This is a genomic window from Labrenzia sp. VG12, from assembly GCF_002237595.1.
GTDB lineage: Bacteria > Pseudomonadota > Alphaproteobacteria > Rhizobiales > Stappiaceae > Roseibium.
This window is the reverse complement of record NZ_CP022529.1, coordinates 324,495-338,943: the sequence shown is the minus strand read 5'-3', so window position 1 is coordinate 338,943 and position 14,449 is coordinate 324,495. Positions and strand designations below refer to the sequence as shown.

Genomic DNA, 14,449 nt, shown 5'->3' with positions numbered 1-14,449 from the left:
GAGCCGGGACTGGAGAGCCAGTTGAGTTTGTTTCCTTCAAATCCACATTCGTTTTTCGTCATTGCCGGGCCCGACCCGGCAATCCACGCCATTTCCAATCAACACGCTCAGGCGGAGCCGTTGGAACCGAAGCGGCATGGATGCCATGGTCAAGCCATGGCATGACGGCAGAGACGTTGGTCTTCAAAGTCCATCACCGTCCGCCACTGCACAGCTCCCCCCAAACCTGACATCCCGACAAAGCACAGCGGAGATCCGGCCCCCTGCTCGCCGTGTCGTCAATTCCAAAACACAAACAACCTCATGAGGTTACTGGGTCCCCGCTTTCGCGGGGATGACAACCGAGAGTGTGGATGCCGCTCCTAATTCCGTTTCCGCCCCAGGACGTCCCTACCCGTGCAGTGCCGCGACGGTCTTCAGGGTCGTGAAGCCGTAGAGTGCCTCGAAGCCTTTCTCGCGGCCATGACCGGACTTGCCCATGCCACCGAACGGCAGCTCGACGCCGCCGCCGGCGCCGTAATTGTTGATGAAGACCTGACCGGAGCGGATTTGCTTTGCAAGCCGCATCTGGCGTGCACCATCCCGGGTCCAGAGGCTGGCCACCAGGCCATAATCGGTGCCGTTGGCTATGGCGACAGCTTCTTCTTCATCATCGAACGGGATGATCACCTGGACCGGGCCAAAGATCTCGTCTCTCGCCAGCACGTGATCCGGCGCCACATTGCCGAACAGCGTCGGGCGCACATAACTGCCGCCTGCTGGCGTCTCGCTGAGTTCTGCCTCCGCCGCCTTTTCAAGATCTGCACCCCGGTCGAGAAAGCTGGAGACGATGCCCTGCTGTCTGGCCGAAATCAGCGGCCCGACATCGAGATCAGCCAGCGCCGGACCGACTTTCAGGGCTCCATAGCGCGCCGCCATCAGTTCGGTGACTTCGGCCACCCGGGAGCGCTGCACAAGAATGCGCGAGGACGCCGAGCAGGTCTGCCCGGCATTCTGGATGCCCGCATTGACGAGAAACGGCAGCGCTGCTTCCAGATCCGCATCCTCAAACACCAGTTGCGGAGACTTGCCGCCCAGTTCGAGCGTGACCGGCACCACATTCCGGGCAGCGGCCATCTGCACCTGGATGCCGGTTGCAACGGACCCGGTGAAGGACACATGGTGCACGCCCGGATGCGCCGAAAGGGCGGCACCGGCTTCCCCACCGAGACCTGGCACCACATTCAGGACACCGTCCGGCAATCCGGCCTGGCGGGCGAGATCGGCAAAGGCGAGCGCCGTCAGGCAGGCGTCCTCGGCCGGTTTCAGCACACAGGCATTGCCCGTTGCCAATGCGGCCCCGACCGAGCGTCCGATGATCTGCATCGGGTAATTCCAGGGCACGATATGACCGGTGACGCCATGCGGCTCGCGCAAGGTGTACACCGTATAACCGTCGAGATAGGGGATGGTTTCGCCATGCAGCTTGTCGGCCGCGCCGCCATAGAATTCCAGGTACCGGGCGAGCGCGACAGCATCATTGCGTGCCTGCTTCAGCGGTTTGCCGACGTCGATCGCCTCGATCCTTGCCAGATGATCGACCTTCTCCAATACCAGTTGCTGCAGGCGAAACAGGAAGCGCCCGCGTTCCGCCGCTGATGTCTTGCCCCAGGGACCTTTGAGAGCCGCGTCCGCGGCTGCCACGGCCGCATCAATATCGGCGGCACCTCCCCTTGCAATCGCGCCGATACGTTCACCGGTCGAGGGATCCGTCAGAGGCAGCTCCTCGCCGCCCAGAGGATCAACCCATGTGCCATTGATCAGGCATTTGGCCGGATCGAACCAGAGATCGAGCTCAGACATCCGTGGCTCCTCAGTAAAACATTGTGTGCTGTTTCGGGAAAAACAGTTCTATGAACAGGTGGTTGTTACTGTATCCGGGTTGCCCGAAGTCATTTCCGTAAGGCAGACCGACACTGACCCAGATCCAAGCAAGCAGGATGGTCAGCAGCACTGGGCCTAATTTTCTCTTGGATCTGAACATGTCTGCTTCTCCTTCAGGCCGCATCCGCCGGCAGAACCGGGGCGGCTGCAACGAGCTGTTTCGTATAGGGGTGGGACGGGTGATCGAAGACGTCTCCGGTCGGGCCTTCCTCGACGATCTGGCCGGCTTTCATGACCAGCACCCGGTCGGTGATGGAGCGAACGACGCTCAAATCATGGCTGATGAAGAGATAGGTCAGCCCGAACCGGCCGCTCAGATCCGCCAGCAAATCGAGCACCTGGGCCCGGACAGACACATCCAGCGCCGACACCGCCTCATCCAGGATGATCAGGTCGGGCTTGATGATCAGCGCACGGGCAATGGCAATCCTCTGGCGCTGCCCGCCGGAAAATTCGTGAATGTACTTGTCCGCATCAGAGGGCTTCAGCCCGACGCTTTCCAGCGCTTCGGCGATCGCAAGGTCGCGCTCCTTCCCGCGTGGTGGCGTCTCCAGCAGGTGGAACGGTTCAGTCACCAGACGATCGACCTTCCAGCGCGGATTGAAACTGCCATAAGGGTCCTGGAACACCACATGCATGCGGCGGCGCACGGCGATATTGGCGTGGTGATGGGTAAAGACCGGCAGTCCGTCAAAGAGGATTTCACCTGACTGAACCTCTTCCAGGCCCAGAATGGCTCGTGTCAGCGTGGACTTGCCACAACCGGACTCGCCGACAAGCCCGAGGCTCTCCCCCTTGCGGATCGTGAAACTGACCTTGTCGACCGCCCGGAAATGCGTTGTCTTGCCCCACCAGCCATGGGTGTGACCGACATAATCGCGCACGACCTCCTTCACTTCCAGGAGCGGTACCTCGACGGGTTCGCTGGCCCGCTCCGGCACATGACCGGAGGCTTCCAGCAGCGCTTTCGAATAGGGATGCTGCATGTGAGCGAAGAGCTCGTCCGCCGGACCGCTTTCCACCACCTCCCCGTCCTTCATGATGACAAGGTCGTCCGCGAGATCAGCCACCACGGCGAGGTCGTGCGAAATCAGCATCAGCCCCATGCCGTCTTCGGCGACCAGCCGCTTCAGAAGATCGAGGATCTGCGCCTGGGTCGTGACATCCAGTGCCGTTGTCGGCTCGTCCGCGATCAGCAGCCGGGGCTTCAAGGCAATCGCCATGGCAATGACGACGCGCTGGCGCTGCCCGCCGGAAAGCTCATGCGGATAGCGTGACAGCGGAAACCTGTCCTGTGGCAGCTCCGCCCGGTGCAACGCCTCAGCGGCCCGCGCCATCGCCTCGGCCCTGGACACCTTTTCATGGATCAGGATTGTTTCGGCGACCTGGGCCCCGATGGTCTTCAGCGGATTGAGCGCGGTCATCGGCTCCTGGAACACCATGCCGACCTCCCGCCCGCGCAAGGCGCAGAGCTCTTTCTCGGTAAGCCCCAGAATGTCCTTGCCGTTCAGGACGATGTCCCCGCTGCACTCCGTGCCGTTGGGCAAAAGCTGCAGGACGCTGAACGCGGTGATTGACTTGCCCGAGCCGCTTTCGCCGATGACACCCAGAATACGGCCCGGTGCCAGTGACATTGAAACGCGCTCCAGGATCGGTACACCGTGAATGGACAGCGAGAGATTGTCGATCTTCAGAAGGCTCATGTTCGCGCCCTTCTGAGCTTGGGATCGAGAACATCCCGAAGGCCGTCACCGAGAAGATTGAGGCCCAGAACGGTCAGGAGGATCGCAAGGCCCGGGAAAAGGGCCAGATGGGGCGCTAGCGATATCATCGTCTGACTGTCGGCAAGCATGCGGCCCCAGCTGGCAATCGGTGGCTGTGCACCAAGCCCGACATAGCTCAGACCAGCTTCCGCCAGAATGCCGAGCGAGAACTGGATCGTGCCCTGGACAATCAGCAGATTGGCGACATTGGGCAGGATGTGCTCCAGCGAGATCCTTGCCGGTCCCTTGCCGGCAACGCGCGCCGCCAGAATGTAGTCCCGGCTCCACAGGGACAGTGCCGCGCCCCGGGTCAGGCGGGCAAAGACCGGAATGTTGAAGATGCCGATGGCGATGATGGCGTTCAGCGCGGATGCCCCGAAGACGGCCGTGATCATGACGGCAATCAGAAGGCTCGGAAAGGCAAAGACCAGGTCATTGCCGCGCATGATCACCTCGTCCATGAGACCACCCTTCCTGGCCGCTGCGGCAAGGCCCAGCGGCACGCCGAGCACCATGCCGATGCCCACGGCGACCAGCGCAACGGCGATGGAGGTTCGTGCGCCTTCCATGATCATGCTCAGGATATCCCGCCCGAACTGATCGGTGCCGAGTGGATGCGCCCAGCTGGGCGGTTTCATCCGGTTGGCAATCTCCAGAACGGTGATGTCATAGGGCACCCAGATCAGACTGATCAGGGCCGCGCCTGCAAAAACAAGCGTGAGGATCGCGCCGGGCAGCAGCGTGCGGCTGTGCAGGAAAACGCTCATCATCGTCTCCTGCGCAAGCGCGGGTCGACCCAGGCATAGGCCATGTCGACCGCGAAATTGACCAGGATCACCGCGAAGACCAGCAGCATTACGACACTCTCGACCACGATCAGATCGCGCGCGCTGATTGACTGGAACACCAGTCGGCCCAGGCCCGGCAGGAAGAATACGTTTTCGATGATGATCGCGCCGGCCAGCAGAAACGAGAACTGCAGGCCGAGAATGGTCAGCACCGGGATCAGGGCATTGCGCACGGCATGGCGCCAAAGCGCCTGGCCCTTGGTGAGCCCCTTGGCTCTGGCCGTTCGGATGAAATCCTCGCTGAGCGTATCGAGCAGGCTGGAGCGCATCACGCGCGTCAGGATGCTGGCCTGCGGCAGGGCCAGTGCGATGGCCGGCAGCGTCAGCGCTTTCATGCCCGCGAAGAAGCCGGCATCCCAGCCCGGAAAGCCGCCTGCGGAAAACCAGCGCAGATTGATCGCAAAGACCAGGACCATCAGCATGGCGAACCAGAAATTCGGGATCGCAACGCCGAGCTGGGTGACACCCATGACACCTGCATCCACGGCCGTGCCGCGCCGCGAGGCCGCCCAGATGCCGGCCGGAAAGGCGATGAGCGTGCTTAAGGTCAGGGCGTAAAGCGCAAGCGGCAGCGACACCCAGAGCCGGTCGCCAATCATCTCGGATACCGGGGTGCGATAGGTGTAGGAGGTGCCAAAATCACCGACCAGCAAACCGCCAGCCCAGGACAAATAGCGTTGCAGGATCGTGCCGTTAAGGCCCAGTTCCTCACGCAGGGCTGCAAGTGTGTCTTCCTGCGCATTGAGGCCGAGCATATAGGCAGCCGGATCGCCCGGGACCACTTCCAACGCCAGGAAGATGATCACGGACGCCGCGACAAGGCTCAAGGCCAGCGACAAGAGACGTTTCAGAAAATAGTGCAGCATGACCGCGTCGCGTGGCCGCGACAAAGGCAGCCACCGTCAGGAGTGGGAAGGACAAAATGGGTGTGCGCACCGAAGCGCGAACACCCTGCTTCGCGTATGGGTCAGTCTTCCCAGGAGACCGCTGTCAGATCCGTGGCCTGGGTCGGCTGGTTTTTCCAGAGCCCCTTGATCTTGGCATTGGCAACGGTCGGGAATGCGAGCTGGAACAGATAGCCGTTCACATAGTCGTTGGAGATGATTTCCTGTGCATCCTTCAGAAGCTGGGAGCGTTTTTCCGGATCGTTTTCAACGGTCAGGTCTTCGATCAGCTTCTGGAAGGCAGGGTTGTCGTACTGGAAGTAGTAGTCGGGCCGCGCGTAGATGCCGATATCCATCGGTTCGGTGTGACTGACGATGGTCAGGCCAAAATCCTTGCCCTTGAACACCTGTTCCAGCCACTGGGCCCATTCCAGGTTGGTGATTTCCGTCTCGATGCCGACGGCGCGCAGCTGCGAGGCGATGATCTCCCCGCCGCGACGGGCATAGGAGGGTGGCGGCAGCTTCAGGGTCGTGGTGAAGCCGTCCGGATAGCCGGCTTCCGAAAGGAGTTTCTTGGAAAGCTCCGGATCGTACTGGCTGAGGCCGGTCAGATCGACATAATCGGGATTATGCGGTGCGAAGTGGGTGCCGATCGGGGTGCCGTAGCCGAACATCGCGCCGTCGATGATCGCCTGGCGGTCGATTGCATGCGCAATGGCTTCACGCACCTTGATGTTGTCGAGCGGCGGCAGCTTGTTGTTGGTCGACAGGATCGTTTCGCCTTCCGTTGACCCCACCAGCACCTGGAAGCGCGGATCGGCTTCGAACTGCGGCAGGTTTTCCGGTGCCGGGAAGCCGACAAAGGCATTGACGTCTTCCGCCATCACGGCCGCAAAGGCTGCGGTGGGATCGGAAATGAACTTGAAGGTGACCTTGTCGAGTTTGGCAGGTTCGCCCCAATAGTCGGCATTCTTTTCAAGATCGATCCGGTCGCCCTGGACCCAGTCGGTGAACTTGAACGCACCGGTTCCGATTGGCGTTGTCTTGATGTCACCGATGGTTTCCGGCGCGACGATCACGGCGTCGCCCCAGGCCATGTTGAACAGGAAACTGCCGTTTGGCTCCTTGAGCGTGACCTTGACCGTCAACGGATCGACAACTTCGACCGATTCAATGCCTGCAAAAAGTGCCTTCTGGGCGTTCTGGCTGTCTTCCGCGCGCGCGCGGTCCAGGCTGAACTTGACGTCCTCGGCGGTCATGTCGCTGCCGTCGTGGAACTTCACGCTCTCTTGCAGCTTGAACGTATAGGTCTTGCCATCTTCGGAGATCTCCCAGGTTTCAGCAAGGCCCGGGTTGACCGAGCCATCCGGGCCGAAACGGGTCAGGCCTTCGAAGACATTGGAATAGAGCACGGAGTCGATGGCACCGGCGGCAGCGCTGGTCGGGTCCAGATGCGGCGGTTCCAGCTGCATGGCAACGACGATGTCGCTCTTGGCGTGGGCGAGACCCATGCTCGCGGTCAGCGCCAAGGCGCTTATTACTCCCAGTCCGATCTTACGCAAGCTCATGACTTCCCCCTTTTTCTGACGGCTGATCTTGCTTTCCAGCCAGAAGATCGATCAGCGAGCGGCCCATCACCTTCGCCGAGTCGAGCATGTCGTCGACACCGACATATTCGTCCGGTTTGTGCGCAAGATCCAGAATGCCCGGACCATAGGCGATACAATTTTTCAGTTTGCCGATCCGGTCGATATGCTTCTGGTCGTATGTGCCGGGACTGACGACATATTCTGCCTCCTTGCCCATGGTCTCCCGAATGGCTTTCGCAACGGTTGAGACCACGGGCGCGTCCTTCTCCGTCATGGTCGGCAGCACACGGTGAAGCTCGCGGACATCATAGCGGAACTTGTCGCGCCGCCCTTCGACGGTTTTCAGAACATCCATCACCTCCGCCTGGACGTCATCGATATTCTCTTCCAGCAGGAACCTGCGATCAATTACCATTCGGCAGCTGTCCGGAACGCAAGGACTTGGCAGTCCGGTGAAATCGGCATCGCCTTCCGACTGGCCGCCATGAATGGAATTGATGTTGAGCGTCGACTGCCTGGCCCCTTCCGGAACGACCGGCATATCCGTGCGTTTTTGCGCCAGCGCCGGGAACAGGCTCTGCTCCATCTCTTCGACCACCGCGCCCATGTGGCGGACGGCGCAATCGCCGAGAAAAGGCATGGAACCGTGGGCGATTTCGCCATAGGTCTCGACTTCCGCCCACCAGACACCGCGGTGCCCGAGGCAGATCCTGTCCTTGTTGAGTGGTTCGGGAATGATGACGTGCTGGACCCGGTCCGGATCGAAATAGCCCTTGCCGGCCAGATAGGCGACCCCGCCATAACCACCCGATTCCTCGTCGGCCGTTCCGCTGATCTCGATGGCGCCGGCAAAGTCCGGGCAGACCGCCAGGAAAGCCTCGGCCGCCACGATGCTGGCAGCCAGGCCCCCCTTCATGTCACAGGCGCCGCGACCATAGATCTTGCCGTCGACAAGTTCGCCGCCAAACGGATCCTTGGTCCAGCCATGCCCGACATCGACCACGTCGATATGGCTGTTGAAATGCACGCATTCACCGGGTTTCCCCCCCTCACGGCGGGCAACCACGTTCCAGCGCGGATATTTGTCGCTGTCCCCGGGGCCCCATGCGCTCTGATCAGTTCGACGCAAAAGCCGGCCTTGCGCAGTCGCCTGTGCAGGTAGTTGCAGATCTCGAGATAGTTCTCGCCGGGTGGATTGAGCGTCGGAATGCGCAGCAGATCCTGTGTCAGCGCAATCAGATCATCGCGCCTTGCGTCAATTTCACGGATCAGGTCGTCGACAAGCGGCATCCGGCTCCATCTCCCATTGGCACCTCAGGCACCAACTATGCTACCCTCAAACTACGGTGCCAATACCGTAGTTTCACGGTGACTCATGTCAGAGCTCGATCAACTTGCCTTCGACCACGCCCCGATGGGGCTGACCCTGACCGAAAACAGGATCATCCGGACCTGCAACGAAACCTTCGCCGCCATGTTCGGTTACAGCAAGGAGGCCCTGATCGGGCAGAGTTTTCGCCTGCTTTACGGCACGGATCAGGAATTTCACCAGATCCGGGATATCGGGCTGGAACCCTTGCGCCAGTCCCTGCCCTACACGGATGAACGGCTGATGCGTCGCTCCGATGGAGCCCGCATCTGGTGCCGCTTCCGGGCGCGTACCTTGACCCCTGAAGCGCCCTTGGAGCGCATTGTCCTGAGTTTTGCGCTGATTGACCGCGCAACGACCGGACCGCAGCTGACACCGCGCGAACGGGACGTGTTGCTTCTGCTTGCCAAGGGACAGACAAGCAAGGAGATGGCGCGCGGACTTGGCCTGTCTCCAAGGACGATCGAGGATGTGCGCGCTCGGCTTTTGAAGAAGTTTCAGGTCAAGAGCGTTGCGGTGCTGCTGGCGCGGTTTTCGGGGCATGAAGCGGGCAAAGGAGCGCGGTGAGACCTGCAAAGCGCATTACGGGTTGAAGTGCCTCTCCTTCTTCGTCATGCCATGGCTCGACCATGGCATCCATGCCGAGAGCTAACGGTTTGATCCGCGTCCTGTTTTTACCGCAGGTCACGGCATGGATTGCCGGGTCAAGCCCGGCAATGACGAAGGCAAGATTGTCTCTTCAACTCAGGCCCGCACCACCTTCTGGGTCTGCACACCCAGCTTGTCGATGCCGAGTTTCATGACTTCGCCGCCCTTCAGATAGACCGGCGGCTTGTGACCCATGCCGACGCCTGGAGGCGTGCCGGTGGAGATGACGTCGCCCGACTGCAGGCTCATGAAGCGGCTGAGATAGGAAATCAGGAACGGCACCCGGTAAACCATGGTTTTGGTCGAACCGGTCTGGCGGCGCGTCCCGTCGACCTCCAGCCACATTCCAAGGTCGTCATAGTCACCGACCTCGTCGGGCGTCACCAGCCAGGGACCCGTCGGGCCGAATGTGTCGCAGCCCTTGCCCTTGTCCCAGGTGCCGGACCGCTCGATCTGGTATTCGCGCTCCGACACATCATTGACCACGCAGAAGCCGGCCACATGGCTCATGGCATCCGCCTCGTCGATATAAGCACCGCCCTTGCCGATCACGACGCCCAGTTCGACTTCCCAGTCAGTCTTTTCTGACCCGCGCGGGATCATCACATCGTCATCCGGACCGACAATCGCCGACGTCCACTTGTTGAAAACAACCGGCTCCGGCGGCACGTCCATGCCGGATTCCGCCGCATGGTCGGCATAATTCAGGCCGATGCAGATGAACTTGCCGATAGCCCCGACACAGGGGCCAAGACGCAGGTCCTCTTGCGGCGTTCCAGCAACCACGGGCAAGGTCGAGATTTCGAGCGCCTGCAGGCGCTGCAGGCTCTCCGGCCCCAGGGCGTCGCCGGCAATGTCGGAAACGATCGATGACAGGTCCCGGACCTGGTTGTCGCTATCAAGAAGACCGGGCTTTTCTTCACCCGGCGCGCCGTATCTCAGCAATTTCATGAAAGTCTTTCCTTGACGTTGGGAACCCGGCCGCTTGTGACGGCCGGGTTGTGGGAGCCGGTTCAATCTGCAACCATCAGACTGCATATGGAAGCAGTTTCAGGCTCAAATTTTCTTTCTAGATATTACCTAGAAAAATCAATCATACAAGACGGCCGCGATCTTGGGATCGTCCATGTTCGACTTGTCGTACCAGTAGAAGCCGGTGTCGATATGTGACGGCACTTCCTTGCCCTGGGAGGCCTCAAGGGCCGCCTTGACGGTTTCATAGCCGATCCCGACCGGGTTCTGGGTGATCGCGCCGGCCATCACGCCATTTCGGATCGCGTCCTTCTGGGCCTTGCCACTGTCATAGCCGATGATGACGATGTCGGACTTGCCCATTTCCGTAACGCCGTTGACGACACCAAGTGCAGATCCCTCATTGGCACCAAAGATGCCTTTCAGGTCCGGATTGGCCGTCAGGATCGCCTTGGTCAGTTCGGTCGACTTCAAATGATCGCCTGCGCCATATTGTACAGTCACCACTTCAATGTCCGGATACTTGTCCTTGACCTGATTGGCAAAACCGTCAACGCGGTCGATGCCGGTCCGGCTGGTCTGGTCATGCGCCACGATGGCCACCTTGCCGGCGCCGCCGATCAGCTCGGCCATCTTGTCCGCCGCGAGGGCAGCTGCGGCGACATTGTCGGTCGATGCGGTGGCAACAGGAATGTCGCTGTCGACACCGCTGTCAAAGGCGATCACCGGAATGCCCTTTTCCTGGGCCTGGCGCAGCAGCGGGATGGCTGCCTGGCTGTCGAGCGCCGCAAATCCGATGGCCGTCGGGTTCTTGGCGAGGGCGGCCGCGAGCATGTCGATCTGACGGTCGACCATGGATTCATTGTCCGGGCCCTCAAAGGTGATGGCGACACCAAATTCCTCAGATGCCTGATCGGCGCCTGCCTTCACGGCCTGCCAGAACTGGTGCTGGAAGCCCTTTGAGATCAGCGGCACGTAGGTTTCCTGTGCACTTGCGATATTCGCGGACAACATCAGCGCGGCGGCGCTGGCGGCTCCAATGAGGGTACGTCTGTTCAGCATATTGCTCTCCTGTGGTTGGACCGGATCTTCCCGGGTTTCGGGGCGTGGTCGCCCTCTTGGTTGTTGGTGAAAATCAAGACCTGCGCCGGCGCACCATGTCGGCATAAACGGCCAGGATGATGATCGCGCCGGTGACAACGGTCTGCCATTCCTGGGCGACGGACAGGACACGAAGACCGTTGGTCAGAACCGCCATGATCAATGCACCGATCAGCGTTCCGAGAACCGTGCCGCGCCCGCCGCTGAGCGATGTTCCGCCGATCACGACGGCGGCAATCGCTTCCAGCTCGTAGCCGAGACCCAAGGCGGGCTGAGCCGAGTTCAGGCGCGAGGCAATCAGGATGCCGGCGATACCGCAGATGGCTCCGGCAAGCGCATAGACCGCCATTTTCCAGAGGTCGGTGTTCACGCCCGACAGGCGCACGGCCTCCTCGTTGGAGCCCAGCGCGAAGGTGTACCGACCGAGCACCGTGCGGCCGAGGATGTAGGCCGCCGCCCCGGCGACCAGGAACAGGATCAGAACACCATTGGGGATCGGCAGCGCAGGAAAGATTTCGCCAATCAGTGACCCGCGAGAAATCTGGTCGAACCCCGGCGTGTCGTTGAAGTAGATCGGACGCGTGCCGGAGATGACCAGCGAGAGCCCCTTCAGGATCAGCATCATCCCGAGCGTTGCGATGAAGGGCGGAATCTTCATCTTGGCCACAAAAGTGCCCGAACACAGGCCGCAAAAGGCGCCTGTGGCAATGGCTGCCAGAACACCGAGCGGCAGCGGCATGCCGAGATTGGTCAAGACCACGCCTGCAATCACCGCGCAGAAGGTCATCAACGTTCCGACCGACAGATCAATGCCGCCGGTGATGATCACCAGCGTCGCGGCGACTGCCAGAACGCCATTGACAGAGGTGGCCTGCAAGATGGCAATCATGTTGGACGTCTGCATGAAATTGGGAGACGCGATCGAAAAACCGATCAGGAGCAGGATCAGGCTGGCAAAGGCGAGCAGTTTCTGATGCGCTCCGGCTTCGAGCAGACGGGTCACGAATGTCGGCGAAGATGGCGTGTTGACGGCGGTCATTGCGGATATCCCTCCGGCTGCATGGACGGCGCCCGTTGTGTCGCCAGATGCATGATGTCTTCCTGGGTTGTGTCTTCTCCGCCCGGCAGGATGCCGGTCAGGCGTCCTTCGCACATGACGGCAATGCGATGGCTGAGCCGCATGACTTCGGGCAATTCCGAGGAGATCACGATGATCGCCCGGCCTTCGCTGGCGAGGTTCTTCAGGAGCTTGTAGATTTCCGACTTGGCGCCAACATCGATGCCTCTGGTCGGTTCATCGAAAATCAGGATGTCGCAATCCCGGTAGAGCCACTTGGCGATGACAACCTTCTGCTGGTTACCCCCCGACAGCAACCGGACTTCCTGGCGGTCGGAGGGGGTGCGGATCTCAAGTTGGCCGATATAGTCCTGCGCGGTCTTGCGCATGGCCTCTTCTCTCAGGACGCCGAAGCGGCTGGCGAAACGGTCAAGGCTCGCAAGCGCCACGTTGGTGCGCACATCCATGCCCGTCGCGAGACCAAAGTGCTTGCGATCCTCAGACAAGTATCCGATCCCGGCCCTGACTGCGTCGGACGGCCTGGAGATTGCGCAGGGCTTGCCGTGGACCCGGATCTCCCCGCCCTCACGCGGGTCGGCGCCAAAGATGGCCCGGGCAACTTCGGTTCGCCCTGCCCCCATCAGACCGGCAAAACCCAGGATTTCTCCCTTGCGAACAGAAAAGCTGACGTCCCGGATTTCGCTGCCTCGAGTGAGACCGCGCACCTCCAGAACGGTTTCGGCCTCCGAGAGATCGGGTACAACCACCGGATCGTTGGTCACCTCGCGCCCGACCATCATGGAGATGATCTTGGAAACGGGCGTTTCGGCCGCGCCGACGGTTCCGACATAGGCGCCATCACGCATGACCGTCACCCGGTCGGCGATCTGTTTCAGCTCGTCCATCTTGTGGCTGATATAGATAATGCCAACGCCATCGGCCTTCAGGCGGCGGATGATGGTGAAGAGTTCCGCAATTTCCGCGTCGTTAAGGGCTGCTGTCGGCTCGTCCATGATCAGGACCCTGGACCGGTAGGAGAGCGCCTTGGCAATCTCGACCATCTGCTGGCGGGCAATGGTCAGCTCGCCGACGATGGTCCTGGGGTTCATGGTCAGGTTCATGGAGCGGAAGATCTCGTCCGCCTGCGCATTGAGTGCCGCTTCGTCAAGACGCCCGAACCGCTTGCGCGGCTCCCGGCCAATGAAAATGTTCTGAGCGACAGTCAGATCGTTCATCAGGCTGAGCTCCTGATGAATGATGCCGATGCCCAGATCCTGCGCGGCCCGTGGACTGTCGATCACCACGTCCCGCCCCTCGACCAGAAGCTCGCCGCCATCCTTGGGGTAGATGCCCGACAGGATCTTCATCAGCGTCGACTTGCCGGCACCGTTTTCGCCCATCAGTGCATGGACTTCACCGCTGTCCAGCTCGAAACTGACTGATTTCAGGGCGTGCACGCCGGGAAACCGTTTCTCGATTCCCGTCATCTTCACCAGACTTGTCATGACGCGGTCCTCCCAAACCACGACGGAGTGGCCACTAGATCGTGACACCACCGTCGACCAGAAGTGCCTGCCCGGAAACGAACCGGCTTTCATCCGACATGAGGTAGACAACCATCGGGGTGAGATCGTCGACGGTGGCCAGCCGGCCCATGGGCTGGCGGGCGATGAAATTCTTCTCCGCTTCAACGGGATCCGGTGCGGACGCGATACGGCCGCGCAAGGACGGCGTGTCGACCGTGCCCGGGCAGAGAGCATTGCAGCGGATGCCATCGGCCACGAAATCCGCGGCAACGCCCTTGGTTAGGCCGATCACGGCCGCCTTGGTCGCGCCGTAAAGCGTCCGCACCGGAAAGCCTTTGATGGAAGACGCCATGGACGACATGTTCAGGATGGAAGCCGCCCCTGTTTCCTGTGCCCGCTTGCGCATGCCCGGCAGAAAGGCCTGGGTCATGCGGTACATGGAGCGCACATTGAGATCGAAACTGAAGTCCCAGTCATCCTCGCTGATGTCGAGAACCGTGCCGTGATGGACAAACCCGGCGCAATTGAAGAGCCCGTCGAGATCAGGCAATTCCGCGGCCAAGGCATCAATGGCTGCCCGGTCGCCGACATCCAGCTTTCTTGTCTCAATCTCCGGCACGTCCCGGGACAATGTCGCCAGAGTTTCAGCGTTGATATCGACCGCGATGACCCGGGCTCCCTCGCGGGCGCAGGCAATAGCGCTGGCCCGGCCGATGCCCTGGCCGGCGGCTGAAATCAGTATGGTTTTATCCTTCAGGCGCACTCGTTT

12 protein-coding genes and 1 pseudogene are annotated in these 14,449 nt (G+C 60.9%); 1 reads left to right on the top strand and 12 read right to left on the bottom strand.

Going from position 1 to position 14,449, the window contains the following annotated elements; all coding sequences use genetic code 11:
- Positions 1-390: 390 nt before the first annotated feature.
- From CHH27_RS01560 to CHH27_RS01530, 7 genes and pseudogenes are all read right to left on the bottom strand, one after another.
- Entirely contained in the window at positions 391-1,842 is a 1,452-nt protein-coding gene (locus CHH27_RS01560) for an aldehyde dehydrogenase family protein (RefSeq protein WP_094070010.1), read from the bottom strand.
- A gap of 10 nt (positions 1,843-1,852) precedes the next feature.
- Positions 1,853-2,023 (bottom strand): hypothetical protein, encoded by a 171-nt coding sequence (locus CHH27_RS01555; RefSeq protein ID WP_157738644.1) that lies wholly within the window; start codon positions 2,021-2,023, stop codon positions 1,853-1,855.
- Between the two features lie 13 nt (positions 2,024-2,036).
- A complete protein-coding gene (locus tag CHH27_RS01550; RefSeq protein ID WP_094070008.1) occupies positions 2,037-3,626 on the bottom strand; it encodes an ABC transporter ATP-binding protein in 1,590 nt (529 codons plus the stop codon).
- Positions 3,623-4,453: an ABC transporter permease gene (locus CHH27_RS01545; RefSeq protein WP_094070007.1), complete on the bottom strand. Its 831-nt coding sequence runs from the start codon at positions 4,451-4,453 to the stop codon at positions 3,623-3,625. Before CHH27_RS01545 ends, CHH27_RS01550 begins: the two co-directional genes overlap by 4 nt.
- Positions 4,453-5,400, bottom strand: coding sequence for an ABC transporter permease (locus CHH27_RS01540; RefSeq protein WP_094070006.1), 948 nt, complete (start codon positions 5,398-5,400; stop codon positions 4,453-4,455). The genes CHH27_RS01545 and CHH27_RS01540 overlap by 1 nt, the downstream gene beginning before the upstream one ends.
- 101 nt (positions 5,401-5,501) lie before the next feature.
- Positions 5,502-6,986 carry an ABC transporter substrate-binding protein gene (locus CHH27_RS01535; RefSeq protein WP_094070005.1) on the bottom strand — a complete coding sequence of 495 codons (1,485 nt, stop codon included), beginning with the start codon at positions 6,984-6,986 and terminating at the stop codon, positions 5,502-5,504.
- Positions 6,973-8,297, bottom strand: a pseudogene (locus CHH27_RS01530) (acetylornithine deacetylase/succinyl-diaminopimelate desuccinylase family protein). Before CHH27_RS01530 ends, CHH27_RS01535 begins: the two are co-directional and overlap by 14 nt.
- A gap of 85 nt (positions 8,298-8,382) precedes the next feature.
- Between CHH27_RS01530 and CHH27_RS01525 the strand changes: the two are divergent.
- On the top strand, positions 8,383-8,943 hold the full coding sequence (locus CHH27_RS01525; protein ID WP_094070004.1) for a PAS and helix-turn-helix domain-containing protein: 561 nt from the start codon (positions 8,383-8,385) through the stop codon (positions 8,941-8,943).
- A 177-nt stretch (positions 8,944-9,120) separates the two neighbouring features.
- Here the strand turns inward: CHH27_RS01525 and CHH27_RS01520 are convergent, their stop codons facing one another.
- From CHH27_RS01520 to CHH27_RS01500, 5 genes are all read right to left on the bottom strand, one after another.
- Positions 9,121-9,975 (bottom strand): fumarylacetoacetate hydrolase family protein, encoded by an 855-nt coding sequence (locus tag CHH27_RS01520; RefSeq protein ID WP_094070003.1) that lies wholly within the window; start codon positions 9,973-9,975, stop codon positions 9,121-9,123.
- Between the two features lie 138 nt (positions 9,976-10,113).
- Positions 10,114-11,058 (bottom strand): ABC transporter substrate-binding protein, encoded by a 945-nt coding sequence (locus CHH27_RS01515; RefSeq protein WP_094070002.1) that lies wholly within the window; start codon positions 11,056-11,058, stop codon positions 10,114-10,116.
- Positions 11,059-11,131: 73 nt separating this feature from the next.
- Positions 11,132-12,136 carry an ABC transporter permease gene (locus tag CHH27_RS01510; RefSeq protein ID WP_094070001.1) on the bottom strand — a complete coding sequence of 335 codons (1,005 nt, stop codon included), beginning with the start codon at positions 12,134-12,136 and terminating at the stop codon, positions 11,132-11,134.
- Positions 12,133-13,659, bottom strand: coding sequence for a sugar ABC transporter ATP-binding protein (locus CHH27_RS01505; protein ID WP_094070000.1), 1,527 nt, complete (start codon positions 13,657-13,659; stop codon positions 12,133-12,135). Before CHH27_RS01505 ends, CHH27_RS01510 begins: the two co-directional genes overlap by 4 nt.
- Before the next feature lie 34 nt (positions 13,660-13,693).
- Positions 13,694-14,443 (bottom strand): SDR family oxidoreductase, encoded by a 750-nt coding sequence (locus CHH27_RS01500; RefSeq protein WP_094069999.1) that lies wholly within the window; start codon positions 14,441-14,443, stop codon positions 13,694-13,696.
- Positions 14,444-14,449: the final 6 nt, after the last annotated feature.